The 26,196-nt window shown below is 68.3% G+C and carries 25 protein-coding genes; 8 read left to right on the forward strand and 17 right to left on the reverse strand.

The window, feature by feature from the left end; all coding sequences use genetic code 11:
- Nucleotides 1–137 precede the first annotated feature (137 nt).
- Nucleotides 138–1,265 (forward strand): succinyl-diaminopimelate desuccinylase, encoded by a 1,128-nt coding sequence (dapE, locus tag G8346_RS10045; RefSeq protein WP_166051874.1) that lies wholly within the window; start codon nucleotides 138–140, stop codon nucleotides 1,263–1,265.
- Between the two features lie 384 nt (nucleotides 1,266–1,649).
- Here the strand turns inward: dapE and G8346_RS10050 are convergent, their stop codons facing one another.
- Entirely contained in the window at nucleotides 1,650–2,156 is a 507-nt protein-coding gene (locus G8346_RS10050; protein ID WP_240901430.1) for a disulfide bond formation protein B, read from the reverse strand.
- Nucleotides 2,149–2,871 carry a phosphate signaling complex protein PhoU gene (gene phoU / locus G8346_RS10055; protein WP_166050820.1) on the reverse strand — a complete coding sequence of 241 codons (723 nt, stop codon included), beginning with the start codon at nucleotides 2,869–2,871 and terminating at the stop codon, nucleotides 2,149–2,151. Before phoU ends, G8346_RS10050 begins: the two co-directional genes overlap by 8 nt.
- A 101-nt stretch (nucleotides 2,872–2,972) precedes the next feature.
- On the opposite strand from phoU, the gene G8346_RS10060 reads away from it, so the two are divergent.
- The gene (locus tag G8346_RS10060) at nucleotides 2,973–3,443 is read left to right on the forward strand and encodes a CYTH domain-containing protein (protein ID WP_166050822.1); all 471 of its coding nucleotides are present in this window, start codon (nucleotides 2,973–2,975) and stop codon (nucleotides 3,441–3,443) included.
- Nucleotides 3,444–3,452: 9 nt separating this feature from the next.
- Here the strand turns inward: G8346_RS10060 and phoR are convergent, their stop codons facing one another.
- From phoR to G8346_RS10095, 7 genes are all read right to left on the reverse strand, one after another.
- Entirely contained in the window at nucleotides 3,453–4,745 is a 1,293-nt protein-coding gene (gene phoR / locus G8346_RS10065; RefSeq protein WP_370520598.1) for a phosphate regulon sensor histidine kinase PhoR, read from the reverse strand.
- Nucleotides 4,742–5,440: a phosphate regulon transcriptional regulator PhoB gene (gene phoB / locus G8346_RS10070; protein WP_166050824.1), complete on the reverse strand. Its 699-nt coding sequence runs from the start codon at nucleotides 5,438–5,440 to the stop codon at nucleotides 4,742–4,744. The genes phoR and phoB overlap by 4 nt, the downstream gene beginning before the upstream one ends.
- A 79-nt stretch (nucleotides 5,441–5,519) precedes the next feature.
- Nucleotides 5,520–6,194, reverse strand: a complete 675-nt coding sequence (tsaB, locus tag G8346_RS10075) for a tRNA (adenosine(37)-N6)-threonylcarbamoyltransferase complex dimerization subunit type 1 TsaB (protein ID WP_166050826.1) — start codon at nucleotides 6,192–6,194, stop codon at nucleotides 5,520–5,522.
- On the reverse strand, nucleotides 6,191–8,137 hold the full coding sequence (locus tag G8346_RS10080; RefSeq protein WP_370520599.1) for an ATP-dependent DNA helicase: 1,947 nt from the start codon (nucleotides 8,135–8,137) through the stop codon (nucleotides 6,191–6,193). Before G8346_RS10080 ends, tsaB begins: the two co-directional genes overlap by 4 nt.
- Nucleotides 8,134–8,616: a hypothetical protein gene (locus G8346_RS10085; RefSeq protein ID WP_166050828.1), complete on the reverse strand. Its 483-nt coding sequence runs from the start codon at nucleotides 8,614–8,616 to the stop codon at nucleotides 8,134–8,136. Before G8346_RS10085 ends, G8346_RS10080 begins: the two co-directional genes overlap by 4 nt.
- 44 nt (nucleotides 8,617–8,660) lie before the next feature.
- Complete coding sequence (gene mrcB, locus G8346_RS10090) at nucleotides 8,661–11,048, reverse strand: penicillin-binding protein 1B (RefSeq protein ID WP_166050830.1); 2,388 nt, start codon at nucleotides 11,046–11,048, stop codon at nucleotides 8,661–8,663.
- Complete coding sequence (locus tag G8346_RS10095) at nucleotides 11,045–11,620, reverse strand: hypothetical protein (protein ID WP_166050832.1); 576 nt, start codon at nucleotides 11,618–11,620, stop codon at nucleotides 11,045–11,047. Before G8346_RS10095 ends, mrcB begins: the two co-directional genes overlap by 4 nt.
- A gap of 81 nt (nucleotides 11,621–11,701) precedes the next feature.
- On the opposite strand from G8346_RS10095, the gene G8346_RS10100 reads away from it, so the two are divergent.
- A complete protein-coding gene (locus tag G8346_RS10100; protein ID WP_166050835.1) occupies nucleotides 11,702–12,217 on the forward strand; it encodes a phasin family protein in 516 nt (171 codons plus the stop codon).
- A gap of 62 nt (nucleotides 12,218–12,279) precedes the next feature.
- Here G8346_RS10100 and G8346_RS10105 read toward each other — a convergent pair whose 3' ends face one another.
- Together G8346_RS10105 and G8346_RS10110 are read right to left on the reverse strand one after the other, a co-directional pair.
- Nucleotides 12,280–13,185: an adenylate/guanylate cyclase domain-containing protein gene (locus G8346_RS10105; protein ID WP_166050837.1), complete on the reverse strand. Its 906-nt coding sequence runs from the start codon at nucleotides 13,183–13,185 to the stop codon at nucleotides 12,280–12,282.
- Between the two features lie 109 nt (nucleotides 13,186–13,294).
- Nucleotides 13,295–14,296 carry a class I SAM-dependent methyltransferase gene (locus G8346_RS10110; RefSeq protein WP_240901431.1) on the reverse strand — a complete coding sequence of 334 codons (1,002 nt, stop codon included), beginning with the start codon at nucleotides 14,294–14,296 and terminating at the stop codon, nucleotides 13,295–13,297.
- 116 nt (nucleotides 14,297–14,412) lie between these two features.
- Between G8346_RS10110 and G8346_RS10115 the strand changes: the two genes are divergently transcribed.
- Nucleotides 14,413–15,840 (forward strand): M28 family peptidase, encoded by a 1,428-nt coding sequence (locus G8346_RS10115; protein WP_166050839.1) that lies wholly within the window; start codon nucleotides 14,413–14,415, stop codon nucleotides 15,838–15,840.
- Between the two features lie 62 nt (nucleotides 15,841–15,902).
- Nucleotides 15,903–16,361, forward strand: coding sequence for a bacteriohemerythrin (locus tag G8346_RS10120; protein WP_166050841.1), 459 nt, complete (start codon nucleotides 15,903–15,905; stop codon nucleotides 16,359–16,361).
- A 10-nt stretch (nucleotides 16,362–16,371) separates the two neighbouring features.
- Here G8346_RS10120 and dusA read toward each other — a convergent pair whose 3' ends face one another.
- From dusA to G8346_RS10135, 3 genes are read right to left on the reverse strand one after another with little or no spacing between them, the layout of a single operon-like run.
- Nucleotides 16,372–17,355, reverse strand: coding sequence for a tRNA dihydrouridine(20/20a) synthase DusA (gene dusA, locus G8346_RS10125; protein ID WP_206202731.1), 984 nt, complete (start codon nucleotides 17,353–17,355; stop codon nucleotides 16,372–16,374).
- Nucleotides 17,355–17,921, reverse strand: coding sequence for a hypothetical protein (locus G8346_RS10130; RefSeq protein ID WP_166050845.1), 567 nt, complete (start codon nucleotides 17,919–17,921; stop codon nucleotides 17,355–17,357). The genes dusA and G8346_RS10130 overlap by 1 nt, the downstream gene beginning before the upstream one ends.
- Nucleotides 17,922–17,935: 14 nt before the next feature.
- Nucleotides 17,936–18,286 carry a helix-turn-helix domain-containing protein gene (locus tag G8346_RS10135; RefSeq protein WP_166050847.1) on the reverse strand — a complete coding sequence of 117 codons (351 nt, stop codon included), beginning with the start codon at nucleotides 18,284–18,286 and terminating at the stop codon, nucleotides 17,936–17,938.
- Between the two features lie 247 nt (nucleotides 18,287–18,533).
- Between G8346_RS10135 and G8346_RS10140 the strand changes: the two genes are divergently transcribed.
- The 3 genes from G8346_RS10140 (at nucleotide 18,534) to G8346_RS10150 (ending at nucleotide 20,507) form a co-directional block, all read left to right on the forward strand.
- A complete protein-coding gene (locus G8346_RS10140) occupies nucleotides 18,534–19,073 on the forward strand; it encodes a hypothetical protein (protein WP_166050849.1) in 540 nt (179 codons plus the stop codon).
- A gap of 24 nt (nucleotides 19,074–19,097) precedes the next feature.
- Nucleotides 19,098–19,721, forward strand: coding sequence for a hypothetical protein (locus G8346_RS10145; RefSeq protein WP_166050852.1), 624 nt, complete (start codon nucleotides 19,098–19,100; stop codon nucleotides 19,719–19,721).
- A gap of 207 nt (nucleotides 19,722–19,928) precedes the next feature.
- Nucleotides 19,929–20,507, forward strand: a complete 579-nt coding sequence (locus tag G8346_RS10150) for a DUF4136 domain-containing protein (RefSeq protein ID WP_166050854.1) — start codon at nucleotides 19,929–19,931, stop codon at nucleotides 20,505–20,507.
- 32 nt (nucleotides 20,508–20,539) lie between these two features.
- On the opposite strand, the gene G8346_RS10155 is transcribed toward G8346_RS10150, so the two are convergent.
- From G8346_RS10155 to G8346_RS10165, 3 genes are read right to left on the reverse strand one after another with little or no spacing between them, the layout of a single operon-like run.
- Nucleotides 20,540–21,676 (reverse strand): carboxylate-amine ligase, encoded by a 1,137-nt coding sequence (locus G8346_RS10155; RefSeq protein ID WP_166050856.1) that lies wholly within the window; start codon nucleotides 21,674–21,676, stop codon nucleotides 20,540–20,542.
- A 1-nt stretch (nucleotide 21,677) separates the two neighbouring features.
- Nucleotides 21,678–22,538, reverse strand: a complete 861-nt coding sequence (locus tag G8346_RS10160) for an N-formylglutamate amidohydrolase (protein ID WP_206202689.1) — start codon at nucleotides 22,536–22,538, stop codon at nucleotides 21,678–21,680.
- 43 nt (nucleotides 22,539–22,581) lie between these two features.
- Nucleotides 22,582–26,130 carry a PAS domain S-box protein gene (locus tag G8346_RS10165; RefSeq protein WP_166050858.1) on the reverse strand — a complete coding sequence of 1,183 codons (3,549 nt, stop codon included), beginning with the start codon at nucleotides 26,128–26,130 and terminating at the stop codon, nucleotides 22,582–22,584.
- Nucleotides 26,131–26,196 lie beyond the last annotated feature (66 nt).

Consider the following 26,196-nt stretch of genomic DNA (forward strand, 5'->3'; position numbering starts at 1 on the left):
TGCAGCGAGTCCCGTGCCGAGGCCTCGAGCTGCAAGCCAATTCTCCGCCACAAATGCTTTTTTTACGTAGAGTTACAAAGGCTATTTCGCGCAATGTGTAATATTTCTGACAGCCCCGCGGTCGTGGCGGTATGAGTATAGGACAGGTCCTCGAGCTGGCCCGCGAGCTGGTACGCCGTCCGTCGGTGACGCCCGAGGATGCGGGCTGCCAGGCCCTCATGGCGGAGCGCCTCGAGCGCCTCGGCTTTCACCTCGAGCACCTGCGCTTTGGCGAGGTGGACAACTTCTGGGCGCGCCGCGGGAGCACCGGCCCGGTGCTGTGCTTTGCCGGTCATACCGACGTGGTGCCGACCGGGCCGCTCGAGTCCTGGACGCACGAACCCTTCGCTGCCGAGGTCCGGGACGGCCTGCTGTGGGGCCGCGGCGCGGCGGACATGAAGGCCAGCCTGGCCGCCATGGTCGTCGCCTGCGAAGAATTCGTCGCCGCCCACCCTGACCACAAAGGCTCGATCGCCTTCCTCATCACCAGCGACGAAGAGGGCCCGGCCCAGGACGGCACCAAGGCCGTGATGGAGACCCTGGAAGCCCGCGGCGAAAAGATCGACTGGTGCCTGGTCGGAGAGCCGTCCAGCAAGGCCCGCCTGGGCGACATGCTGCGCATCGGCCGGCGCGGCTCGCTGTCGTGCGACCTCGTTGTCCACGGCGTACAGGGACACGTGGCTTACCCGGAAAAGGCGCTCAACCCGTTGCACCAGCTGGCGCCCCTCATGGCCGCGCTGGTAGGGCTGGAGTGGGACGCGGGCAACGAGGCCTTCCCGCCAACCACGCTGCAGCTCACCAACCTGCACTCGGGCACCGGTTTTCGTAACGTCATCCCGGGCTCGGCCGAACTGAAGTTCAACATCCGCTACTCGACCGAGCAGACCATGGAAGGCCTGCAGGCGCGCATCACCGCGCTGCTGGAGCAGCACGGGCTCGACTACGAGGTGAGCTGGCGCGATGCCGGCCGTCCCTTCCTCACCCCGCCCGGGACTTTCCTCGAGGCCGTGCGAGAGACGGTACGCAACATCGCCGGCGTGGACCCGGAACTCTCCACCGGCGGCGGCACCTCCGACGGCCGCTTCATCGCCCCCACCGGCGCGGCCGTGGTCGAACTCGGGCCGATCAACGCCAGCATCCACAAGATCGACGAGCACGTGCGGGTGGACGACCTGGAGCCGCTGAAGGACCTTTACCTCGGGATCATGCGGCGGCTGCTCGGCTGACCCGGCCCGGCCGTGCCTGCAGCCCCGGGCCGGCTCCTTTTCGCCTGTCCGCGGGGCCGCGCCGTGCAACGCTCCCTTCGTTCGGAAATCTTTATCTCACTCAGTGAGCGTTGCACGTCCCGGCCCCGCTGCCTTGCCGCAGGTCCGACCGAGCGGGTGCAGGAACGGCGGGACGGGCCACCGGGCCTGCCGCCCGGGACCGGGTTGGCGCTGGTAGTGCCGGCCTGACCTCCGCGGCCGCGGCTCACCCGGGCCGCCACCGCGCCACAAAGGCAGCGTGCCCGGACCGCACGATGCCCATCGAGCGATATAAAGATTTCTTGAGCGAGAGGGGCATCGCGCGGTCCGGGCGCGCGGTCAATTCCGTGGCCGCGGTCGGGGCAGTCAGCGCCGGAAGTTGTTCCAGGCCGCGACCAGCGCGAATGCCGCCATCCAGACCAGCACCCACCCCGCCATGCTCAGCCCGAGGAAGGTCCAGCCCATCTCGGCGCAGTCGCCGGAACCCTCGAAGATCATGGACAGCGCCTCGTGCAGCGGGAAGACGTCCATGATGTAGTCGTAGCCGGGCCCGCAGGCGGGCACCTGGTCGGCGGGCAGGCCCTGCAACCAGACCTGGCGCCAGGCCAGCGCGAGGCCGGCGCCGGCGGCGATGATGGCGAGGACGCCGTACACGGCGGCGCCGGTGCGGCCCGGGTTGTGCGCGTAGGCGGCCAGGAACACGAAGCCCAGCGCCAGCACGGCGATGCGCTGCAGGACGCAAAGGGGGCACGGCTCGTAGCCCATGGCGTGCTCGGCAAACAGGGCGAAACCCAGCAGCCCACCGCACAGCAGTGCGCAATAGCCGTTGATCATGCGGCGGCTGAGCCAGCCGCGGGACGCGCTTTCAACCATTCTCGTTCCTGACCTGTCTCTCGGCATCGTCGAGGTCCACGTGGCGGATGTCCTTGCCGTGCACCATGTAGACGACGTATTCGCAAATGTTCTTGGCATGGTCGCCGATGCGCTCCAGCGCACGCGCCACCCAGAGCATGTCCAGCACGCGGCGGATGCTGCGCGGGTCTTCCATCATCATCGTGATGGCCTGGCGCGACAGTGCCTCGTATTCCTGGTCGACGGCCTTGTCGTCGCGCACCACCTGCATCGCCAGCCCGGGGTCGAGTCGAGCGAAGGCGTCGAGGGACTGGTGCAGCATGCTGCCGACGAGGTCGCCGATGTGGCGCAGCGCGCGGTAGCGGTCGACGGGGCGCTCTTCCAGGGCAAGTCGCGATGCCAGGTAGCCGATCTTCTCGGCCTCGTCGCCGATGCGCTCGAGGTCGGTGATGGTCTTGATGATGGCCATGATGAGCCGCAGGTCGCTCGCGGTAGGCTGGCGCCGCGCGATGATGCGGCTGCACTCCTCGTCGATGGCCACTTCCAGGCGGTTGACCTTGTGGTCGTCGCGCACCACCTCCTCGCCCAGCTCGCTGTCGCCTTTTTCCAGCGCCTGCACGGCGCGGCGCAACTGCTCTTCGACCATGCCGCCCATGGTCATGACGTTGTTGCGCACGGCCTCGAGTTCCGCGTTGAAGCGGCGCGACCAGTGGTGGCTGATGTCCTGGTGTTCCATCGAGTGGCTCGGACCTGCGGCGGGGATGAAGGTTCAATGTTCGCACCCCGAATCGATTTTGAACAGCAACGCGCGCTGCGGACGGCGCTAGAATGCTCGTCATGCCACATGAGATCGAGCGCAAGTTCCTGGTGCGGGACGACAGCTGGCGTGACGGGGCCGAAGGCAGGCGCATGCGCCAGGGTTACCTCTCGCTGGATCCCGAGCGCACCGTACGCGTGCGCATCAGCGGTGACCGGGCCTGGCTGAACGTGAAGGGACGCACGGACGGTGTGCGGCGGCTCGAGTTCGAATATCCCATCCCCGTCGACGATGCGACGGCGCTGTTGGCGCTGTGCGGCGGCGCCGTGGTCGACAAGACCCGCTACCTGGTGCGCCACGGCGCCCACACCTGGGAAGTCGACGAGTTCCACGGCGACAACGAGGGCTTGCTGGTGGCGGAAATCGAGCTGGCGCACGAGGACGAGCCGTTCGTCCGCCCGCCGTGGACCGGGTCCGAAGTCTCGGGTGAGCCGCGCTACTACAACGCCAGCCTGGCGCAGCACCCGTTCAAGGCCTGGCCCGGCGCCTGAGCCCGGCCGTCAGCTCTTGCGCCAGACGCGCTCCGCCGGGAAGCGGCAGCGGAAGGTGCTGCCCTCGCCCAGGACGCTCTCGACTTCCAGGCGGGCGCCGTGCCGCTGCAGCACGTGCTTGACGATGGCCAGTCCCAGACCGGTGCCGCCCGAGGCGCGGTCGCGGCCCTTGTCGACGCGATAGAAGCGCTCCGTCAGGCGCGGGATGGCTTCGTCCGGAATGCCGACGCCCGTGTCGCTGACCGACAGGCAGGCCGTGTCGCCTTCCGGGTACCAGCGGATGTGGACGCTGCCGTCGCTGGGCGTGTACTTGAGCGCGTTGCCGATGATGTTGGCGAACGCGGAATAAATCTCGGACTCTGCGCCCCACAGGCCGAGGCCGGACTCCACGTGCAGCTCGATCACCGCGGGACGCTGCGGGCGCGCCAGCGCCTCCTTCTTCAGCGACGCCAGCATGCCCTGTACGTCGACCCGCTCGCGCTCTGCCTCCGCACCCGAAGCTTCGAGCCTGGACAGCGTCAGCAGGTCCTCGATGATGCGGCGCATGCGCTCGGACTGGCGCGCCATCTCCTGCACCGGTTCGCGCCAGTGTTCCACCAGCTCGGGTTCTTCGACGAGCGCATCGAGATAGCCGCCGATGACGGTGAGCGGCGAGCGCAGCTCATGTGACGCGTTGGCGACGAAGGTGCGCCGCACCGTCTCGAGGCGGGTCGCATGGGTGATGTCGCGCGCAAGCAGCAGCCGCTGGTTGTCGCCATAGGGCACCACCTGCAGCGCGAGGCGCATGTCGTCGTCGAGCGGCGAGGAGAGCCGCATGATGCGTTCGGCATCGTCTGCACGCAGGAACGCCGCGAACTCGGGTGCACGCAAAAGGTTCTCGATGCGCTGGCCGCGGTCTTCACGCCGCAAGCCGAGCAGTCGCCCGGCCGCCTTGTTCAGCCAGACGATCTCGTGGTCCGCGTCCAGCACCACGCCCGCGTCGGGCAGGGCCTGGGTGGACTTGCGAAACTCCTTCAGCACGCGCGCCAGTCGTTTCTTGCGTGCCCGGCTTTGCAGCCGCACGCGATGCAGGTGCGCGTAGACGTCGCCCCACAGTCCCGGCGCATCACGCGGCGGCTCGCCGAGCTTCTTGCGCAGCCAGGACTCGAGCTGCCACAGGTGCCAGAGGTGCCAGCCGAGGTAGGCCAGCAGGAACGCCGAGAGCCAGGCGAACGGGCGACCGAACAACAGGCCGAACAGGACCGCGGCGGCGACGAGCGCCAGGAAGCGCAACAGTACGTAGCCCCACGGCCCTGGACTCACCCGGCGACCTGCTCGGAGAAACGGTAGCCCGCGCCGCGCACGGTCTGCACCAGGCAGTCGCAGCCGGAGGGCTCGAGCGCCTTGCGCAGGCGGCGGATGTGCACGTCGACGGTACGTTCCTCGACGTAGACATTGCCGCCCCAGACGCGGTCCAGCAGCTGGGCGCGGCTGTAGACGCGCTCGGGATGGGTGATGAAGAACTTCAGCAGGCGGAACTCGGTGGGACCGAGCGACACCACCTCCTCGCCGGCCGTGACGCGGTGGCTGGCGGCATTCAGAGTCAGGCCGCCCAGCGTGTACACCTCGTCCTCGTCGTCGGCGCCGTGGCGGCGCATCACGGCCTTGATGCGCGCCAGCAGTTCGCGCGGCGAGAACGGCTTGGTGATGTAGTCGTCGGCGCCGCCCTCGAGCCCGCGGATCTTGTCCTCTTCCTCGGCGCGCGCCGTGAGCATGATGACCGGCACGTCCTTGGTCGCGGGGTCTTTCTTCAGCAGGCGGGTCAGCTCCAGCCCGCTCATGTCAGGCAGCATCCAGTCCGCCAGCACCAGGTCCGGCGCCTGGTCGGCCACCTGGATCCGGGCCGTCTTGCAGTCCTCGGCCTCGCGCACCTCGTAGCCGGCGCGCTTGAGCCCGAAGGCGATCATGTCCCGGATCGGCTTCTCGTCCTCGACGATCAAAATCTGCTTGGCAGTCATGGCTCAGCCCAGTTATATGACCGCAACATTACAGCAATGCCATGTGACAGATTCGTTAAAACCTCGCGGCAACGGGGTTTCAGCGCCCCTGCCACGCCACCTGTTCGCGCAGGTAAACCGGCAGCGCCTGGTCCGCGCTCACCGTGCGTCCGGCGGCCACCATGGCCGCAGCCGGGCCCAGCAGGTCCCGCGCGACGGGTTCGACCAGCGGGTCGCAGCCGGCCAGGCCCAGCCGACCGGCCAGCTCATCCCAGGCCGCGAAGCCGGAGCCGGCGCCGAACCAGGCGCCGACGCCCGCCGGGGGCGCCAGCGCGGCCGGCACGACCAGCTGCTCCGCGCCGCTCAGCGCGGGCAGGCCGGCGTCGTCGATGCGGTAAGCGGCCGCGTACAGCTCGTCCATGCGTGCGTCGAAAGCCGCCAGCACCTGGCGCCAGCCGTGCTTGCGCCACGCCGCCACGGCCGCCGCCGCGAGGTTGGACACCGGCGCCACCGGCAACCCGGCGCCGAAGGCGATGCCCTGCGCCACGCTGGCGGCGATGCGCAGCCCCGTGAAGCTGCCGGGCCCGCGCCCGAAGGCGACCGCATCGAGGTCCTTGAGGGTGAGCCCGGCATCGGCAAGGCAGGCTTCTGCCATCGGCAGCAGTGCAGCGGCATGCCGCCGCGGCTGGGTCTCGATGCGCTCGATGACATCCTCGCCCGCCTGCAGCGCCACCGAGCAGGCGTTCGCCGCCGTGTCCAGCGCCAGGATCTTCATCCCGCCGCCTCCAGCGCAGTCAGGCCGAGCCCGACGAGGAAATCCACCGCCTCCTCCTCGCGCCGCACGATGGGCATGCGCGGCAGGCTGCCGAGAAACACACGGCCGTAGCCCTTGCCGAGCAGGCGCGGGTCGCACACCACGGCGAGCCCGGCGTCATCGACGTCGCGAATGAGCCGGCCGATACCCTGCTTCAGGCTCAGCACGGCCTGCGGCAGCTGCACGTCGCGGAAGGGATCGCGGCCGTCCTCGCGCGCCGCCTCGAGCCGCGCCTTGAGCAGCGGATCGTCCGGCGCGGCGAAAGGCAGCTTGTCGATCAGCACCACCGACAGCGCCGGTCCTTTCACGTCCACGCCTTCCCAGAAACTCTGCGTGCCCAGCAGCACCGCGTTGCCGAGGCGGCGGAACTCCGCCAGCAGCCGTGCGCGCGGCTCGTCCCCCTGCACCAGAACGGGGAAGCCGAGTTCATCTGCGCGCGCGCGCAACTCGCGCGCCGCCAGCTGCAGCGCCCGGTGGCTGGTGAACAGCAGGAAGGCGCGCCCGCCGCTCGCCTCCAGCAGCGGCAGCGCGGTCGCCACGACACGGCGGGTGTAATCAGGCGCAGAGGGCTGCGGCAGCCCTTCGGGCACGTACAGGCGCGTGCGTGCTGCGAAATCGAACGGGCTGTCGAGCTTCAGCGTCTCGGCCTCGTCCAGCCCGAGCCGGTCCATGAAGGCGCCGAAGTCCTCCCCCACCGCCAGCGTGGCCGAGGTGAAGACCCAGCCGCATTCGCGCCCCGCCAGCTTTTCCGCCAGCGCGCGCCCGGCATCCAGCGGCGCGCCGTGGAAACTGGCGCTGCGCCGGTGCGTCTCCGCCCAGCGCAACTCGCAGCCCTCGCCGCCTGCGCCCAGCTGCTTGAGTCGCGCCGCCATGGCGCGGGCCCGGCGCGTGACCGCATCCAGCCCTGGGGTGGCGCCCTCGAGGCCGTCGCAGGCCGCCGCCAGCGCCGCCGCCGCATGTTCCCAATCCGCCAGGCGGTCTTCCATGGCCGGCGGCAACTCGGGCCAGGACACGCGCGGCGCCGCGCTGCCCAGGCCGACGGCGGCCTCGCGCGCCGCCTTCTCCAGCGCATCCACGGCCTGCTCGACAGCGGGCTGCCAGGCGCCCGCCTGCAGCGCCTCGCTGCGCGCGTCGCTCACCAGGCCCATGGCCTGGCGCGTGCCCACGCCGATGGCGAAAAAACGCGCCGCGATCTCGGGCAGCTGGTGCGCTTCGTCCACCACCACCGCATCCGCGCCGGGCAGCAGCTCGCCGAAACCTTCTTCCTTCAGCGCCAGGTCCGCCAGCAGCAGGTGATGGTTGACCACGACGACCTCGGCCTTGAGCGCCTCGCGTCGTGCCTTCACCACGAAGCAGCGCTGGAACTCCGGGCATTCCTGGCCGAGGCAATTGTCCGCGTTCGAGGTGACGCGACCCCACAGGAGCGCGTCCTCGGGAATACCGGGCACCTCTGCGATCTCGCCGCGCGCCGTAGTCGGCAGCCAGGCCTGCAATCGGCCCAGCCAGCGCCCGTCACGCCGACTGGCGGTACCCTCTTCCAGCGCCAGGTTGAAGCGGTGGCGACAGAGATAATTGCTGCGGCCCTTGAGCAGGGCGACGTGCACGGGTCGGCCCAGCGCGCCCGACAGCGCCGGCAGGTCGCGGCGGAACAGCTGGTCCTGCAGCGTCTTGGTGCCGGTCGAGACCACCACCTTGAGCCCGGCCTCGAGCACGGGGGCGAGGTAGGCATAGGTCTTGCCGGTGCCGGTGCCGGCCTCGACCAGCAGCACTTCGCGCGCTTCCAGGGCCGCCGCGACCGCCTCGGCCATGCGCCGCTGGCCCTCGCGCGGCCGGAAACCCGGCAGCGAGCGCGCCAGCGCGCCGTCGGCCTCGAACGCCGCGCCGATGCGCTCGGCCAGGCTCACCGCCCGGCACCGGACTGCTGCAGCAACCGGGTCGCCGCCTCGCGCGCTTTACGATCGACGCTCGCCAGGCTGAGTGCCTTGCGCGCCATGCTCTCCGCCGCGGTGTCCTGGCCAGCCTCCAGGCGCAGGTAACCGAGTTCTATCCAGATCCAGGGATTGGCGCTGTCGATGCGCAGCGCCCGCTCCAGCGTCGAGCCCGCCGCGGCGGCGTTGCCGAGCATCGCCTCGCGGCGCGCCTGCTCCACCAGCGCCTCGCCCGCGGGGTGATAGCTGGGGGCGATCTCCGGCTCCGGCTCGGGCAAGGGCTGCGGCGCTGCACGCGGCTCCGGCACCGCCTCGGGCGGCGGCATCAGCTCGGGCTGGCGCAAGGCCGGTTCTGCCTCGGGCGCGGGCTCGCGCACGTCCGGCGGCGGCAGCTCCTGCACCGGGAACGGGGCGCAGCCGGCCACGAACAGGGGCAGCCATGCCAGCGCCAGCACGCGGCGGCACGCATGAACCCTGCCTGCCCCGCATGACTGCGGGACTACCGTTCGCCCTGGAACAACCTTCGCAACCATTCCATTCCCTTCTCGCCCAGGGTCCCGGCGTCAGGCTCGCAACCCCGCATGGCGTACAACGTCGCATCTTCCGGCACCGGCACGAACACGGTGTCGGCGCAGCTGCCGCGAGCCAGCAGGCCCGAGGCGTAGTCCATCTCGACCTCCACCAGGCCCTCCGCCGCGCCCGGCACGAACCCGGCCGCGCCCAGCCCAGCCATGATATCCGCCCAGATGGGCAAGGCCCCAGTGGCGCCGGTGAGGCCGGTGGGCGCGTTGTCGTCGCGCCCCACCCAGGCCACGGCCAGAGTATCGCTCCCGAAGCCCGCGAACCAACTGTCGCGAAAGTCGCCGGAAGTACCGGTTTTGCCCCCATAGTCGCGCCCGCCGAGGCGGCGCAGCGCGCCGCGTGCGGTGCCGCGCTCGAACACATGGCGCATGGCGTGCTGCAGCTGCACCACCGCTGCGGGGTCGGCCACCGCCTCGATGTCCAGCGGGTAGCGCGACAAGGGCTGGCCGTCCGGGCCGAGCACTGCGCGCACCGAGCGCAGCGGGGCACGGAAGCCGCCCGCGGCGATCGCACCGTAAATCTCCGCCACGGTGAGCGGCGGGTACTCTACCGAGCCGAGCAGCAGCGAGGGATAGGCCGGCGGGGCCGCTTCCCCGGAGAGCCGGGCAAGTCGTGCCGCGACCTTGTCCACGCCCAGTTCGAGGCCCAGGTTGACGGTGGCGAGGTTGAGCGACTCGGCCAGCGCGCGCAGCAGCGACACCGGCCCGCGCGCCTGGTGGTCGAAGTTGTCGGGCCGCCAGGTGTCGCCGTTCTCCAGCGTGACCTCCACTGGCCAGTCCTCCAGTGTCGAGGCCAGGGAGTACTCGCCCGACTCCAGGGCCGCGAGGTATACCGCCGGCTTGACCAGCGAGCCGATCGGACGACGCGCATCCAGCGCGCGGTTGAAGCCGTCGAAATTGCCGTCGGCGCCGCCGACCAGGGCCAGCACCTCGCCGGTGGCCGGGCGCGTCACCACCGCCGCACCCTGCACTGAAGCGGTCGCCTCGCCGCGCCGCCGCAGCTCGGCCACGCCCTCGCTGACCGCAGCCTGGGCGACGCGCTGCGTCAGCGGATCGAGCGTGGTCAGCACCACCAGCCCGGCCGAGTCGAGGTCGGCGTCGCGGTAATCGCGCCTGAGCTGGCGCCGCACCAGGCCGAGGAACGCGGGCTGGTAACCGGGGCCGGCGGTGCTGCTGGAACGCAGGCCGAGCCCCCGTCGCGCGGCCGCCTCGGCCTGCGCCGCGTGGATCACCCCCTGCTCGGCGAGCAATTCGAGTACCAGGTCGCGCCGCTCCCGCACCCGCTCCGGATGCCGCCAGGGATTGTAGTAAGAGGGCCCGCGCACGATGGCCACCAGGGTGGCGACCTCCGCGGTGTCCAGCTCGGCCAGCGGCTTGCCGAAATAAAAGGCCGCGGCGAGCCCGAAACCGTGGATGGCGCGGGTGCCGTCCTGGCCCATGAACACCTCGTTCACGTAGGCGGTGAGGATGTCCTCCTTGTCGTAATGGCGCTCCAGCAGGATGGCCATGAAGGCCTCGGTGATCTTGCGCCCGAGCGTGCGCCGGCTGTCGAGGAAATAGCTTTTCACCAGCTGCTGGGTGAGGGTGCTGCCGCCCTGGCGCACGGCGCCGGCACGCAGGTTCACCATCAGTGCGCGCCCGATGCCCTCCGGGTCGACCCCCAGGTGGCTGCGGAAGCGGCGGTCCTCCACGGCGATCAGCGCGTCTTCCAGCAGCGCCGGCACTTCGCCCGGCGCCAGCACGATGCGGTCTTCGCCGTGCACCGGGAAGATGCTGCCGATGCGCATCGGGTCCATGCGCAGGAACGGCAGGTCGCGACCCTCCAGGTCGCGGATGCGGCCCACGCCGGCGGCCGTGAAGTCCACCTGCGCCACGATGGGCGGCTGCTCGCCGTCGGCGAAACGGAACGGCCGCGTCATCAGCCGCACGCTGGCGCCTTCGCGCCACCAGAAGCCCGCGCGCGGCGCGCTGCCGTCGGCCTCACGATACCCCTGCGCACGCAGCAGCTCGATGAAGCTGTGGATGCCCAGCGGCAGGCCGGCATAGAGCTCCACCGGCTCGGCGAAGACCTGCGCCGGCTGGTCCCAGCGCCGGCCCTCGAACTGGGTGGTGATGCGCGCGTCCAGCCAGAACAGCCACGCGGCCAGCGCCACCACGCCCGCCAGGCCAAGCCACAGCAGGGCCCGCCCCAGCCGTCGCCACCCGCTGGGCGGCCGGCTGCGCGTCCTGCGGCGCCGCGCCGACGCCGGCTTGCGCTGCGTCTTGCCCGCGGCTCGCGTCGAACCCTTGCGGCCGGACTTGCTCACGGCGCCTCTACCGCCTCGGGGTCCGGCGCGCCCGCAGGGACGGCACGGAACGACACCAGGCCGCGCGTGCCCGGGTCGAGCGGCCCGGCGATGATCCAGCTGATCCGCCTGGCCGCGGCGTCATATTCGACCTCGGCGCCGGGACCGGTGGCGCTGCCGTCGACGTAGTCGAGATCGACGGGGACCGTGCCCACGATGCGCAAGGCCGGGGCCGGGGCGTCGCCCTCGTACTGGAAACGGATGGTGCCGAGGCGTATGGGCGTCACGCCCGGCGGCGGCTTGTCGGTGAGCAGCTCGCCCCGGGCGGTACTGTCATCGGTGCGCGCGGCGCCAGGTTCGGCGTCAGGGTCGACGTCCGCGTCCACGCCGGCCTCAGCAGCGGCGACGGCGGCCGGCACGATCCAGGTCCACTCCACCGCCGACGCCGGCGCCACCAACTCCACGGCCGGCGGCATGGCCGGAACCTCGGCCGGGACCGGCGCGGTGTCGTCGGCCAAAAGGGCCGTGACGGCCCCCTGCGCCGCCAGGCACAGCAGGAAATAAGCAGGGAATCCACGGGAAATTGATCTCACCGGGTTGACTCCGGGCCTACTGAGGGTATATTGTGCATTGCATCAATTGTTGCACCGCACCATGGAACCGAGGTTAAAGACATGATGAACCGAATCGAACAATTTGCCGATAACCTGAAGTCGGAGTCGCGCCTGCTGGCCGACCGCGCGGTGTCCGGGCTGCGGACCGCCGGTCTCGAGACGGCCGGCTTCATCAGCCGGACCAAGGGCCCGGTCGACGCTTTCGCCGACACCGCCTTGAAGCTGAACAAGCAGTCGCACAAGAACATCGAGAAGCTGCTCAAGCAGCAGGTCAAGATGCTCGACACGCTGATCGACGAGAGCGCGAGCCGCATCGAGAAGGTCGCCAAGGCCAAGGACGTGTCCGACCTGAAGGACGTGATCGAAGTCGACTTCTCCGCCTTCGGCATCCAGAAGAAGGCCCCGGCGCGCAGGAAGGCCACCGCCAAGAAGCGCACGACCAAGAAGGCCGCCGCGAAGAAGCGGACCGCCAGCAAGGCGACGGCGAAGAAGCGCACCACGCGCAAGGCGTCGACCCGCAAGGCCAGCGCCAAGAAGGCCGCGGCCAGCAAGCCGGCGAGCGCGCAGGCGGCCTGAGCCCGAAGCGTAAATGACGACACTGCGAGGCCCTCTCCGGAGGGCCTCGTTGCATCTGGAGTTCAATCTTCCTGGATGAAGGTGATGGCCTGGGACGAGCCGGGCTGCACCACCCGGCCGAGGCCGATCACGCCCTCGCCGCTGATCTGCACGCTGTCGCGCCGCACGAAGAGCTCTTCGCCCTTGCGCGTGACGATGAAGGATCCGTTGGTGGACTGGTCCACCAGCAGGAAGCGGTCGCGGCTCATCTCGATGCGGGCGTGCAGGCGCGAGATGAGGTTGCCCTTCACGACCAGGTCGTTTTCCTCGCTGCGGCCCAGCGTCGCCGTCGGTCGCGAGGGATCGACGACCACTTCCTTGCCGAGATAGCGGATGCGCATGCGGCCGCGCGCCTTGTTCTTGTGCTCTTCGCCCCACTTGATGGTGGGCAGCATGCTGGTGATGTCCTCGGACTGCCATAGCGCCTCGTACATCGCCACTTCGCCGCTCTTGCCCTTCAGGGGCGCGAGGTCGATCTGGCGCACGGCCGAGCGCCACTCGGCGCCGAGGTTCGCCACCATGTTCTCGGTGATGAGCACCTGGGCCGCCTTGGCCTGGCTGGTGACGCGGTTGGCGGTGTTCACGGTGGAGCCGAACACGTCGCGCTCCTCGGGAATCACCGGCCCGAAGTCGCAGCCGACGCGGATAGCCAGCGGCGCGCCGCCGCCCGAGACCACCTCGCCCTTGCTGATCGCCACCTGCATGTCGCGCGCGGCATTCATGGCGCCGTCCGCGGTGGGGAACGTCGCCATGACCTCGTCGCCGATGGTCTTCACCACCCGGCCGTTGTAGGTTTCCGTCGCGCGGCGCATGACGTCGATGCAACGGCCCACCGTCTCGCGCGCCTTGAAGTCGCCGAGGACCTCGTAGAGCTCGGTGCTGCCGACTACGTCTGCAAAGAGGACGGCGACTGAATTGTCCCTGGACATGTTCCCTCGTCCCGTGGTGTCCGGCATGCCCGAAGTCGGGCATATCCGCGGCGAGCATACTCGCTGCGCGGCGGCCGGTTCAACTCGTTATGTTAATTAAAGCCCGCGCTCACTGGCCACGCGAGGCGCCCGGCTTCAGCGCCGCCACGTAGACGATCCACGCCGGATCGTTCTCGCCCTGCTCCACCGGCGCGAAATCGCCGCTGGGTTCGCCGTCCTCGTCCTCGCCCTGCCAGTAGACCACGGTACGCGCGAAACCGGCCTCGAGCAGCAGTTCTTGCAGTTCCGGCAGCGTCCACAGGCGCCAGTCGTAGCTGAAAGCTCGGGGCATCTCGGAGCCGTCGGGGAAGCGGAAGTGGATGTAGCAGCGGTAGCGCGCGCTGACCGGGTCGAAGCTGTGCTGGTCCCAGACGTAGGTGAACAGCGAGTACTCCGTCTCCTCTTCCTGCTCGACATAGGCGTCGGCGCCGCCGTAGATGTCGAGCATGAAAACGCCGTCCTCGGCCAGCGCGGCGTATACGGCACGAAAGTAGTCCACCAGCTCGGCGCGGGTCTTGAAGGTCCACCAGCTGAAGTTGAAAGCCACGGCGATGTCGGCCGCACCGTCGGCATTGCTCGCCCCGGGGAGTCCGGCCAGGGACGCGCGGGTGTCGGCCGTGCGCACGTCGCCCTCCACCAGCGCCAGCCGGTCGCGCGCCTTGGGCTTGAGCCTGGCGGCGTGATGCGCCCGGCCCCAGCCCAGCACCTCGTGGTCGATGTCTACTGCCACCGCGCTGCGCTCGCGGCCGCGGCGCACCCAGGCGCAGGCCGCCGCCGCCGTGCCGCAGAAGTCCTCGCGCAGCGCCAGCGCCTTGCGCCCGGTGAGCGCCTTGAAGGACGAGGCGAGGAATTCGATCTCGTGCTCCACGCTTTGCACCGAGGCCTCGTAGAGCTCGTGGCGGTCGGCCAGGTCGGCCATGGTCACGCGCGGCTTTGCCGCGGCATTGTCCCTGGACTTGCCCTTCGGCTTGCCCTTCGACTTGCCCTTCGGCTGCCCCTTGGACTTGCCCTTCGGCTGCCCCTTGGACTTGCCCTGGGACTGCCCCTTTGCCTGGTGTTTTTTCTTTGCCATGTCCGCCGCGCCTGTCCTGAGCGAGCGCGCCATTCTACACAGGCGCAGCCTCGCTCGTGGGCCGTGGCGCGCATGGTGTACCCTTATGCGCCCCCTCACGACCCGGAGCCTTGCCGATGGCCCGCTGCCTTCCTGCCGCCCCCGCCGCGTTGCTGCTGAGCTGCTTTTCTCTCCTGCTGGGCCTTGCCGCACCGGCAGGCGCCGCGGCGCCCAAGCCCGGGCTGCTTAAGGAAGCAAGCCAGCTGCGGGATCGCGCGTTGGCCGACAGCGATGCCTGGCAGCACGCCTGGTCGCTCACCACCGAAGTCGGCCCGCGACCGGCCGGGTCCGCGGGCGATCGTGCGGCCGTGACGTGGGCGCTGACCCGCCTGGCAGAGATCGGCTTCGACGAGATCCGGCCGCAGCCGGTGGAAGTCTCGGCGTGGGAACGCGGCACGGCAGAGGCGCGGATCATCCGGCCGTTCCCCCAGCCGCTGGTCGCGACCGCGCTGGGGCGCAGCGTCGGCACGCCGGAGGCCGGCATCGAGGCGCCGGTGGTGCGTTTCGAGAACCTCGCCGCGCTCGAGGCCGCCAAGCCGGAAGAAGTGCGCGGACGCATCGTGTTCATCGACGAGCGCATGGAGCGAGAGCGCGACGGCAGCGGCTACGGCCCCGCGGTGCAGAAGCGCACCCGCGGCCCGTCGGTCGCGGCCGCGCGCGGCGCGCTGGCGCTCGTGATTCGCTCCGTCGGCACCTCCACGCACCGCTTTGCCCACACCGGCGCGACGCGCTATGAAGAGGGCGTGCGGCCGATCCCCGCCTTCGCCATCTCCAACCCGGACGCCGACCTGCTGACGGCGCAGTTCGCGGCGGGCGAGGAAGTGGAGCTGTACCTTCACTCCAGCGCACGCAACCTGTCGCCGGCCCGCTCGGCCAACGTCATCGCGGACATCCGCGGCGCCGGCAAGCCGGACGAGATCGTCATCATGGGCGCACACCTCGACTCCTGGGACCTCGGCACCGGGGCGCAGGACAACGCCACCGGCGTGGCGATTCTCATGGAGACGGCGCGCTTCATCGCCATGATGCCGCGCCGCCCGGAGCGCACCGTGCGCATCGTGCTTTATGCCAACGAGGAGCGGGGCCTGGACGGGTCGCGCAGCTACACGGCCGCCGCCCTGCAGTCTGAGCAGCGACACGTGATCGGTATCGAGGCCGACGGCGGCGCGGGACTGATCTATCGCTTCGACAGCGGCGTGGACGAGGAGGCCTTCCCGGTGATCGACGCCATGCGCGAGATCCTGGCGCCGCTGGGCATCGAGGGCGGCGACAACAGTGCTACCGGCGGCGCGGATCTTTCCACGTTGCGCGCCGAGGGCATGCCCGTGCTGTCGCTGCGCCACGACGCGAGCGAGTACTTCGACCTGCACCACACCGCCAACGACACCCTCGACAAGGTGGATCCGGAGGCGCTCAAGCAGGCGGTGGCGGCCTATGCGTCGGTGGTGTGGATCGCCGCGAATGTCGCGGGTGATTTCGGCGCGACAGTCCCCGCCGGGGAATAAGTCACTCAAGTTGTGGCCGTCCCGGCCGATCACCCTGGCAGGCCCACTCGGGAGAAGGCGCCTTGCCCGTTGTCTGGCGTGAACGCATGCGCATCGGTCATGAACTGATCGACGCCGACCATCGTTACCTCCTGTCGCTGTTCAATTCCGTCGAGCTGTCTCTGCGCGTGCCGGACACGCTGCGCTACCTGCCGGTGTTCTTCGGACAGTTCCTGGACTATGCGCGCGAGCACTTCGCGCGGGAGGAACAGGTGCAGTTCAAGATGGGATTTCCCGGCTACCTCGAGCACAAGCTGGAGCACCAGCGGATCGCGGCGAAACTGGCCGAGCTGCAGGACCGCATCTCGACCGAGCTCGACGCGATGCCCGAGGACGAGGAAGCCGTCGCTGCGCTGCAGGAGCAACTGCGACCCGAGATCCTCGAACTGGCGCGCACGTGGGTCATCGATCACATCCTGCAGACGGACGGGAAGATGCGCCCCTGGTTTACGCCAGATCCTGCTGCGATTCGGCCCGACTGAGCGCCGCTAGCTAGCGCGCGCCGTCGCTGGCGGGCAGGCTCTCCATCGCGGCACGCACCACCTCGAGCCCGGCGCCCGGGCGGCAGGCCCCCTCCGCCAGCTGCCGCCGCCAGCGCCGCGCGCCCGGTTGGCCGAGATACAGGCCGAGCACATGGCGCGTCATGGCCGACAGCCGCACCCCGCGCTCCAGCTGCCCCGCCATGTACGCCATGAACCGAGTCATGATCTCTTCCCTTTTCGGGGGTCTGACCCCCGTAAGTGCTTGTTCCAGCTGGGTGAGGAACCAGGGGTTGTGGTAGGCCTCGCGGCCGATCATGACGCCGTCGACATGCTCGAGATGCGCGCGTACCGACTCCAGGTCGCGCACGCCGCCGTTCAGGACCACGGTCAACTGCGGAAACTCCTGCTTCAGCCGGTACACGAACTCGTAGCGCAGCGGCGGGATCTCGCGGTTCTCCTTCGGCGACAGCCCGCCGAGGATCGCCTCGCGCGCATGCACCACGAACACCTCGCAGCCCGACTCGGCCACCGTGCCGACGAAGTCGCGCAAAAAACCGTAGTCCTCGAGCTCATCGATGCCGATGCGGCTTTTCACCGTCACCGGCACCTCGACCGCCCCGCGCATCGCCGCCACGCAATCCCGCACCAGCCCCGGCTCCGCCATCAGGCAGGCGCCAAAGCGCCCGGACTGCACCCGGTCGCTCGGGCAACCGACGTTGAGGTTGATCTCTTCATAGCCGTAATCCGCCCCGACCCGCGCCGCCTCCGCCAGCACCTCCGGCTCCGAGCCGCCGAGTTGCAGCGCCACCGGCTGTTCGAAAGGATCGAATCCGAGCAGCCGTTCGCGGTCGCCGTGCCGGATTGCCTGGGCCGTCACCATCTCGGTATAGAGCAACGCACTCGGAGACAGCAGCCGCAGGAAATAGCGGCAGTGCCGGTCGGTCCAGTCCATCATCGGCGCAATGGAAATCATCGGACGGCTGGCTATCGGCATCATCCGCACTCCTGACCGAACCGGGAGAAAAACACCTGGACGTTGCGGTCCTGTGCAATGCCCTCCTCCAATACCCATTGCTTCAGGAAAGGCCAGTCGATCTTGTCGGCCTGAGCCTCGGCCACCATCACCGCCTGCTGCATCGACTGCGGCTCCTGCCAGACGGCCGCGGCAATCAGGCGGTCCATGACCGAGTGCGTGGGAGTGATAAGGCGCACGTTGCCGATTGGCGTCGGCATGAGAGCGCATTCTTCCGGATTAATGTACCGGCTGCCGAAGCTGATCGGCGCAGGCGGAAACTCGAGGTACCAGCGCGTAGATGGATGGGTGAACACCGACATCCGCGGGCGCCCGGAGTGGACAAAACCCAGTGGGGCGAGAGCGCCAGCAAGCTCCCGGACCAATGCACTGGTGACGAAATCCAGGTCCTCGGACATGTACCGGTTGTTGGTGTACAGAGAGACCGCCGCACCACCAGACAGCGTGGCAATGATGCCATGGCGCTCAAGCGCCTCGGACACGATCGCAGCCAGTTCCTGCAGCGAGGTCTTCGCAGTGATCTCCATGCGATTTCTCGTCGTCAGGGCTTGCCGAAGCGGCGGGGACGACGCCGCTCCATGAAATAGCGTTCCAGCGTTTCCGGTGGCAACCGGGCGAGCATTTCCCGAAGAAAGACGCGCAACGCATCCGTTACAGGGCTCGGGCGAAAATAAAACACTCGAGCACCAGCCTCCCGCCGGCTCACCAGCAAACCGACATCCTCGAACTTGCGCAACTGGTTCTGCACCTGGCTCAGAGAAAAGCCGAAGGCCTTCGCCATCTTGGACGCGTAGCCCTGGCCATAATTTTCCAGGTACATCAGGACACGATAAGCCGATTCGCTACCGAACAAGCCTATGAGCGGACCCTCGGAAATTTCTGCTGGCGCCATGACATGTCACCTTGAATTTCGGTGACTTTACCTATCTTTTAGGTTACCTGTCCAGCGCGCGCCGCCTGATCAGCGCCCGCAAGAGCCAGCACACCGTCTGTGGGGGTGCCTGCGGGGTCCGACCCCCGTAACTGCCTGATCTAGCGAGACCGGCACCAGCGAGTCGGGCACTCCGGTCGAGTTCACGAACCTTGCCGGCTCTTTCTCGCGGGTCCTAGACGGCAATGCGTCCGGCAACGTCACGGATGTGTTCGGGCGCCTTGTGGTCATCCCCGATACACCAATCCTTGAAGTCAACAACCCCGGTCTCGGTGCCACCCCTGCGACTGACGACGAAAAAGCTATTTTGGTGGCAAAAGGGGCAGACCAAATCCTGGAACTGCGGCACATTAAGCAATACGTGTACACCAGGGTCACCGACGGCACCCTGGTCGACATCGCGCGCGTCGAGGTCACCGAGGATCGCGAATACCCGACCATCAATTTCGAAGACGGGGGCTCCCTTGATCTCGCCACGGCGTTCGTTGCCGATGTGCGGGTCTCCAGCGACTCGACCCTTCGCTCCAGCCTGGACATCGAGCCGATCCCGTTCACGAGCAACTGTACCGGGAGCAGCCGCTCCGCTTGTGCTGCCGGCGTCTGGGGCGGCCTGTTCCGGCACCAGCAGTCTCCGGGCACGTCCGGTTTCAACGGCTACGTCTTCCCCCCTGGCTCCTATGGCGACATCCTCACGATCTCACAGGGCGGCGCCGCGGCAGGCACGCTGGGTTCGTCTGCTTCCACCTGAACCATCGGGGCTGCTGGCGAACTGGTGATCGACTACGGCGACGGCTGGACCCAGAAGATGGAATTTCTTGACGAGCTCAATGGCGAGTACGGGATTTTTTCCGAATACAACAACTCTGGCTCGGGGGATCGCTATGCGACTTACAGCGTCTACTCCCGCGCAGAGACAAGACCTGTACTGTCTGAGACCGAGGTGCAGAGCCCAGAGGGCAGTTACTTCCAGGGCGAGGTCAACAGCTGGATCCCAGGCAGCTTCCTGGAGAACGGCCTCCACGCGCCTTTCTGTCGCTTTGGTTGGATTTTCCGCGACGGCGGCAGCGGCGGCTTGTTTGAAGCCTTGGAAGGTGAAGACCTTGTGCGGAGATTCGACGGGGTTTCCGAATGCGGACTGATCTACTACATCCTGGGATCCAACTGGCAGCTGACTTCTGGTGGCGCCATCCAGATCGATTACTCCCACTTCGGCCAAACCCGAACCCGAACCTGGTACCCGGCTGCTGAGGCCACGATCGACGGCACTCGAGTGTGGTATGTCTTGATGGTGGAGAATTTTGGCGATGCCAGCGTGCGCATCGCGCCTCGCCTGGATATTCAACGGCAAACACCGTTCCAGACCGACTACTGCGCGAGTTTTGACTTCACCCAGTAAGATTTCTTGCCGCTTGTTTTTTCATTTGACCCCGCCTCATGGCGGGGTCTTTCTTTGCGGCTTTCTCCCATGGGAAGGCCATTTCAAAGTGATGCAAACATGGCGACCGACACGTCATGCACGCTGCCATTCGTGATCAATCCCGGGTTGCCGCTGATGGTGCCATAGTCTAGCGTTAGGGCAACAGCGGCTTACAAGGACCATGCCATGAAATCTAGCAAGCTGATGCTCATTGTCCTGGCGGCATTCTTCGCGACGGCCTGCGCCGTCTCCCCCGACTATCGCGTGGATTACGACCCCTCGGCAGACTTCACGGCCTACCAGACTTTCGGCTTTTTCGACCAGCTCGGCACCGACCAGGCCGGCTACTCCTCCCTCGTCACGCAGCACTTCAAGAACGCTACCCGTCGCGAGATGGAGAAGCTCGGCTACACCTACACCGAGACCAACCCCGACCTGCTGGTTAACTTCAATGCCAGCTCGAGCGACAAGACCGAGGTCCGCACGCGGCAGGTGCCCTCGATGGGCTACGGCATGACCGGCTATTACGGTTACCGCGGCATGCTGTACTCACCGTTCCCGTTGTACGAGACCGAGGTCGAGACCGTGAACTACAAGGTCGGCACGGCCAACATCGACGTGGTCGATGCCGAGCGCAAGGTGCTGGTGTGGGAAGGCCTGGTTGAGGGCCGGCTGACCAAGAAGGCGATGGAGAATCCGCGCGCGGCGATCGACGCCGTGGTGACGGAACTCTTCACGCGCTACCCGACCGCCGCGGGCCAATAACGGGGTCTGACCCCCGAAAGTTATTGAAATTATTAGACGCGGGTCTCCTCGATCAGCATGTCGACCACGGCCATGAGCGCTTCCTTCTGCGCGGCGCCCGCCGCCAGGGCCCGCTCGTAAGTCGCCACCTGGCGGTGCGCGCTGGTGCCGCGCTCGAGAATCTTCCAGGCATGCTCCACCTCGGCGGTGCAGCCCAGCGCCTCGGCGTCCTCGCGAATCAGCTCGATCAGCTCGCCGAGGTTCTCTGCGTGCGGCACGATCGCGCCGCGGCCCAGGTCCACCAGGCCCTCGTCGAAGCTGTAGCGCATGGCGCGCCAGCGATTCTCCATCAGCAGCATGCGCGCGTAGGTGCGCCAGCGCTGGTTGGAGCGGCGCAGCCGGAACAGCATGCGCAGCAGGCAGACGTTGATGGCGGCAATGCACACCGCGTCGTCGATGCGCGTGCACACGTCCATGACGCGCGTCTCCAGCGTCGGGTAGCGCGCGCTCGGGCGCACGTCCCACCAGATCTTGGTGCCGTCCTCGATCAGCCCGGCCTCGACCATGACTTCGATGTGCCGCTCGTACTCGGCCCAGCTGGCGAACGTCTCCGGCATGCCGGTGCGCGGCAGGGCGTCGAACACGGTAAGGCGGAAAGACTTCAGCCCGGTGTTCTCGCCTTCCCAGAACGGCGATGAGCAGGACAGCGCCAGCAGGTGCGGCAGGAAGTACGCGAACTGGCTCATCAGGTCGATGCGCGTCTCCTCGTCCTCGATGCCGACGTGCACGTGCATGCCGCAGATGAGCAGGCGCCGCGCCGTGGCCTGCAGTTCGCGGCCGAGGCTGTCGTAGCGCTCCTTGTCGGTGTGGCGCTGGTCGAGCCAGCGCGCGAAAGGATGGGTCGAGGCGGCGATGGGCGCGCAGCCGTGGCGCTCCGCCACCTTGATGACGCAGTCGCGCATGCGCCCGAGTTCTTCGCGCACCTCGGCGATGCTGCTGCACACCTTGGTGCCGACCTCGATCTGCGCGCGCAGGAACTCGGGGCTGACCTGGCCGCGGGCCTCCATCGCATGCTCACAGTCCTCGATCATCGACTCCGGCATGTCGGTGACGAGGTCGCGCGTCTCCCGGTCGACCAGGAGGTATTCCTCCTCCACGCCGACCGTGAAGCTCGGCTCCTTGTAGGTCATCTCACCCCTCCCCGAATCTCCGGTACAAGTGCTCGTCCGCAAGGATCTGCCCCAGCGTGTCGCCGAGGATGCGCGCCCAGCGCGCGACCCCGTCGGCATGGTCGATGAGGTCCTGGCGGATCTCGATCGACACGTGCGGCAGTCCCCCGCCCTCGGCATGGTGGTCCACGGTGTGATCCGCGGGCGCCTTGCCCGAGTACGGCTCGTTGTCGCCCACCGTGATGCCCTGCGCGCGCAGTGCCTTCATCAGCGGCACGGGAATGCGCGGATCGGTATCCCAGAGGATGCCGATCTGCCACGGGCGACGGACGTTCTTGAAGATCGGGGTGAAACTGTGGATGGCCACGAAGGCCGGCACGATGCCGCGCCGCGCGAAGCTGTCGAGGCGGCGGGCGATGGCGTCGTGGTAGGGATGGAAGAACTGGCGCGCGCGCTCGGCTTTCTGCTCGTCGTCCAGGCCCTGGTTGCCCGGGATGAACTCGCCGTCGCTGACCGCCAGGATCGAGGTCGGGTCATTGAGGCCGCGGTTGCAGTCGACCACCAGGCGCGAATAGCTCGCCAGCACCGCCGGGGCATCGAGCTGCGCGGACAGGCGCTCCGTCACCTCGCCGGCGCCGATGTCGCTGGCAATGTGGCGCCCGAGGGCCAGTTCGTCGAGGCCGAGGTTCTCGAGCGGGGAAGGAATGCGGTTGCTGGCGTGGTCGCAAACCAGCAGCAGCCGGGCGCGCCCATGCGGGTTCATGACGCGGAACGGCCCCGGTTCTCCGGGCCCGATCAGCGGCGTGTGATGGCCGGCCGCCGGGCCGGACTGCGTGACAGCCTGTCCCTCGGCGCCGGGCATGCTGCCCGCAATCCTGCTCATGGACCGAGTTTAACCAAAAGACGGGTCGGCTGGGGACAGTCTCTCAGGCGAGCTTGAGCTGTGGACGGCCGCTGCGCGTAGCCAGGCGGGGGAAGCGCTCCACGGAGGCGGGGGCGGCGATGTGGTAGCCCTGCACGAACTCGACGCCGATCTTCTCCAGCACTTCGAGCGCCTGGCGCGACTCGACGTGCTCCGCGATCATGCGGATGCCCATCGCCTTCCCCACCCGGTGCATGGCGTCGACCATGCACTGGTGCACGTGGTTCGAGTTGATGTTGCGCACGAAGTTACCGTCGATCTTGATGTAATCGACCGGCAGGTTCTGCAGGTAACTGAAGGACGACAGGCCGTTGCCGAAGTCGTCCAGCGAGAATTCGCAGCCGCGCGCCTTGAGCTCGTGCATGAAGTGCGCCGCACGCTCCAGGCGCTGGATGGCGGCTGTCTCGGTGATCTCGAAGCAGATGGTGCCCGGCGCGGGCTGGTACTCGTCGATGGCCTGGATCACGAACTCGAGGAACTTGTCGTCGTTCAGCGAGGTGCCGGAGAGGTTGATGGCGAGCAGGTAGCCTTCCTGGTCGTAGCCCTGCTCCGGCCGGAACGCCAGCGTCTCCAGCGCCTGCCGCACGACCCAGCGGTCTACCACCGGCATCATGTTGTAGCGCTCGGCGGCGGGGATGAAGGCATTCGGCGGCACCATGCGCCCGTTCTCGTCGCGCATGCGCACCAACAGCTCGTAGTGGCCGCGGCGGTCGGGGTTGTCGCCGATCGGCACGATGGGCTGGAAGTACAGCTCGAGGCGGTCGTCGTCGATGGCCCGGGTCACGCGCGACACCCACTGCATCTCGGCATGGCGTTCCGGCGCCGCGCCCTGCTGGTAGACGTGCACGCGGTTGCGGCCCAGGTCCTTGGCGGAGTAACAGGCCACGTCGGCGGCCGAGAGCAGGCTCTCGATGTTGTCGGTGTCGGCGTCTATGGCGACCAGGCCGATGGAGGCGCCGATCTCGAAGGACGCATCCTTGGCCACGAAGCGATAACTGCGGATGGCGGCGCGCATGTCGTCGGCAATCTCGATGGCGCGATCCAGCGAGCACTGCTCCAGCAGCACGCCGAACTCGTCGCCGCCGAGGCGCGCCACGGTATCCGAATTGCGCACCAGGCCGCGAATGAGCGACGTGATCTGTTTCAACAGGTGGTCGCCCGCGGTATGGCCGCAGGTGTCGTTGACCACCTTGAACTGGTCGAGGTCGATGTACAGCAGCACGTGCTCCGCGCCGGACTTCGCCGAGGCCAGCGCGTTCTCCAGCCGCAGCTCGAACTCGCGGCGGTTGATCAGGCCCGTGAGCGAATCGTGCGCCGCGTGGTGCGCCAGCTGGCGGCGCAGCTGCCGCTCCTTGCTGACGTCGTGCACCACCAGCACCGCGCCGGCGAGCCGGCCGCCGCTGTCGCGGATCGGCGCGGCCGAATCCTGGATCGGGATCTCGCGCCCGTCGCGAGAAATGAGCACGGAATGCTGGCCGACTTCCGTCACCCGTCCCTCGCGCAGGGAAACCTCGGCCGGGTTTTCCAGCGAGTGGCCGTGCGTCTCGTGCCGCAGCATGATGATCTCGCGCACCGGCCGGCCGCGCGCGTCGGCCAGCTTCCAGCCGGTCAGGGTCTCGGCCACCGGGTTCAGGTAGTCGACGACGCCTTCGTTATCCGTGGTGATGACGCCGTCGGCGATGGAGTTCAGCGTGACCTGGGCGCGCTCCTTCTCGGCGCGCACCTCGAGCTCGGCGCGCTTGCGCTCGGTGATGTCGGACAGCGTGCCCTCGTGGCCGATGATCTTGCCGTGCTCGTCGTAGATGGTGCGGGCGTTCTCCAGCACCACGATCTCGCGCCCGTCCTTGCGGCGCAGGCGCAGCTCGGCGTTGCGCAGGTTGCCTTCGCGGTTGAGGGCCTCGACGAACACCGCGCGCTCCTCCGGGTCGACGTAGAGCGCGGCGGTGCTGGGCAGTCCCATCAGCTCCGCCTCGGAGTCGTAGCCGAGCATCTGCACCAGGCTCGGGTTGCAGGCGATGAACCGCCCGTCCACCGACACCTGGTAGACGCCGTCGAGCACTTTCTCGAACAGCCCGCGGTAGCGCCGCTCGCTGGCGCGCAGCGCGCGCTCGTCGCGCTTGCGTGCGATGGCGATACCGGCCAGCTGGATGATGCGATCGAACAGGTCGAGGTGATGCATCACCGAGATGCGGCTGTTCTCCAGGTACAGGGCGAAGGCGCCGAGCACGCGGCCGTCCGCGTCGCGGATGGGCGCCGACCAGCAGCCTTCGTAGCCGTAACGCGCAGCCACGGCGCGATGCCCGGCCCACACCGGCGCAGTGCCGATGTCCGCCATGCAGACCGTCTCGTCCAGCGAGCGCGAGGACGTCGACTGGTGCTCCAGCTCGGCGAAGCGGATACGTCCGACGGCCTCGCTGAACCCCTCGGGCACCCCGGGGGCCGTCACCAGTTCCAGCACCTCGGCGCCGTCCTCCAGCACGTAGAAGGCCGGATGCACGCTGGGCACGATGGCCATGATGGTTTCTGCGCCGGTGGCGAGGATCTCCGCCAGCGGGGCATTCGCCGCGATGCGCTCGAGCAGGCCGCGCTCGCCGGAAGACTGCAGCTCGGCGCGCTTGCGCTCGCGGATATCAATGATGGAGCCGCGGATCATGACCTTGCCGTCGAACCGCACCGGCACCAGGCGCACCTCGCAGGGAATGATCTCTCCCCTGGCGTCACGGTGCAGCCATTCGACACAGTCGCCACGCCCGGCCAGGGCGTCGTCGATCACGGCACGCACGGCATCCTCGGAGCGGCGGCCGTCGCCCTGCTCGGGCGGGCTGAACTGGCCCGGGCCGCGCCCGATCAGGCGCGCGCGGCTGGTCTTGAACAGCTTCAGCGCCTTGTCGTTGGCGTCGATGAACTGGCCGTTGACCGGGTCGAGCACCACGATCGCTTCCGGCGCGCTGTCCACCAGCGAGCGGTAGCGGGCCTCGCTCTCGCGCAGGGCGCGCTCGGCCTCGAGCCGTTCGCTGTTGTCGCGCACGGCGAGCACGTAGATCTTGCGCCCTTCGACTTCCGTGGCGCTGGCCACCACGTCGAGCGGGAACTGGCGCCCGTCGGCGCGGCGGCCCTTGCCGGCGCTGGGCGACAAATCGAGCTGGGTGTTCTCGCGCACCCGCGACAGTTCCTTGAGGTAGTCGCCCTCGCGACGCGCGCCGGGCACCTCGATGATCAGGCCGAGGCTCTGGCCGACCAGCTCGTGGGCCTGGCGGCCGAACATGCGCTCGGCGGTGACGTTCATGGAACGGATGCGGCCGAGCGCGTCGACCGAGATGATCCCGTCCTTGATGTTGTCTAGCAGGACCTGCAGGCCGCTGTCGCCTTCGACTTCCAGCCGGGCGACGGCCTTCTTCTCGGCGGCCGCGACGCGGTCCTCGAGCGCCATCAGCTCCTTCTCGTAGCGCCGGTACTGCTGGTGCACGGACTGCACCAGGGCCTCGAGGCGCGCCTTCTCAGGCGCCCCCTGGCCGAGGGCTGCGCGCAGCTGCTGTTGCAGTATCGGATGCATGGAATCCCTTCGTCCGGCGGCTGGACATAATCCAGCCTGGGAGACGAACTATAGAGATTTCAGCAG

The organism is Thioalkalivibrio sp. XN279 (genome assembly GCF_011089885.1).
In the GTDB taxonomy this organism is placed as follows: domain Bacteria; phylum Pseudomonadota; class Gammaproteobacteria; order Steroidobacterales; family XN24; genus XN24.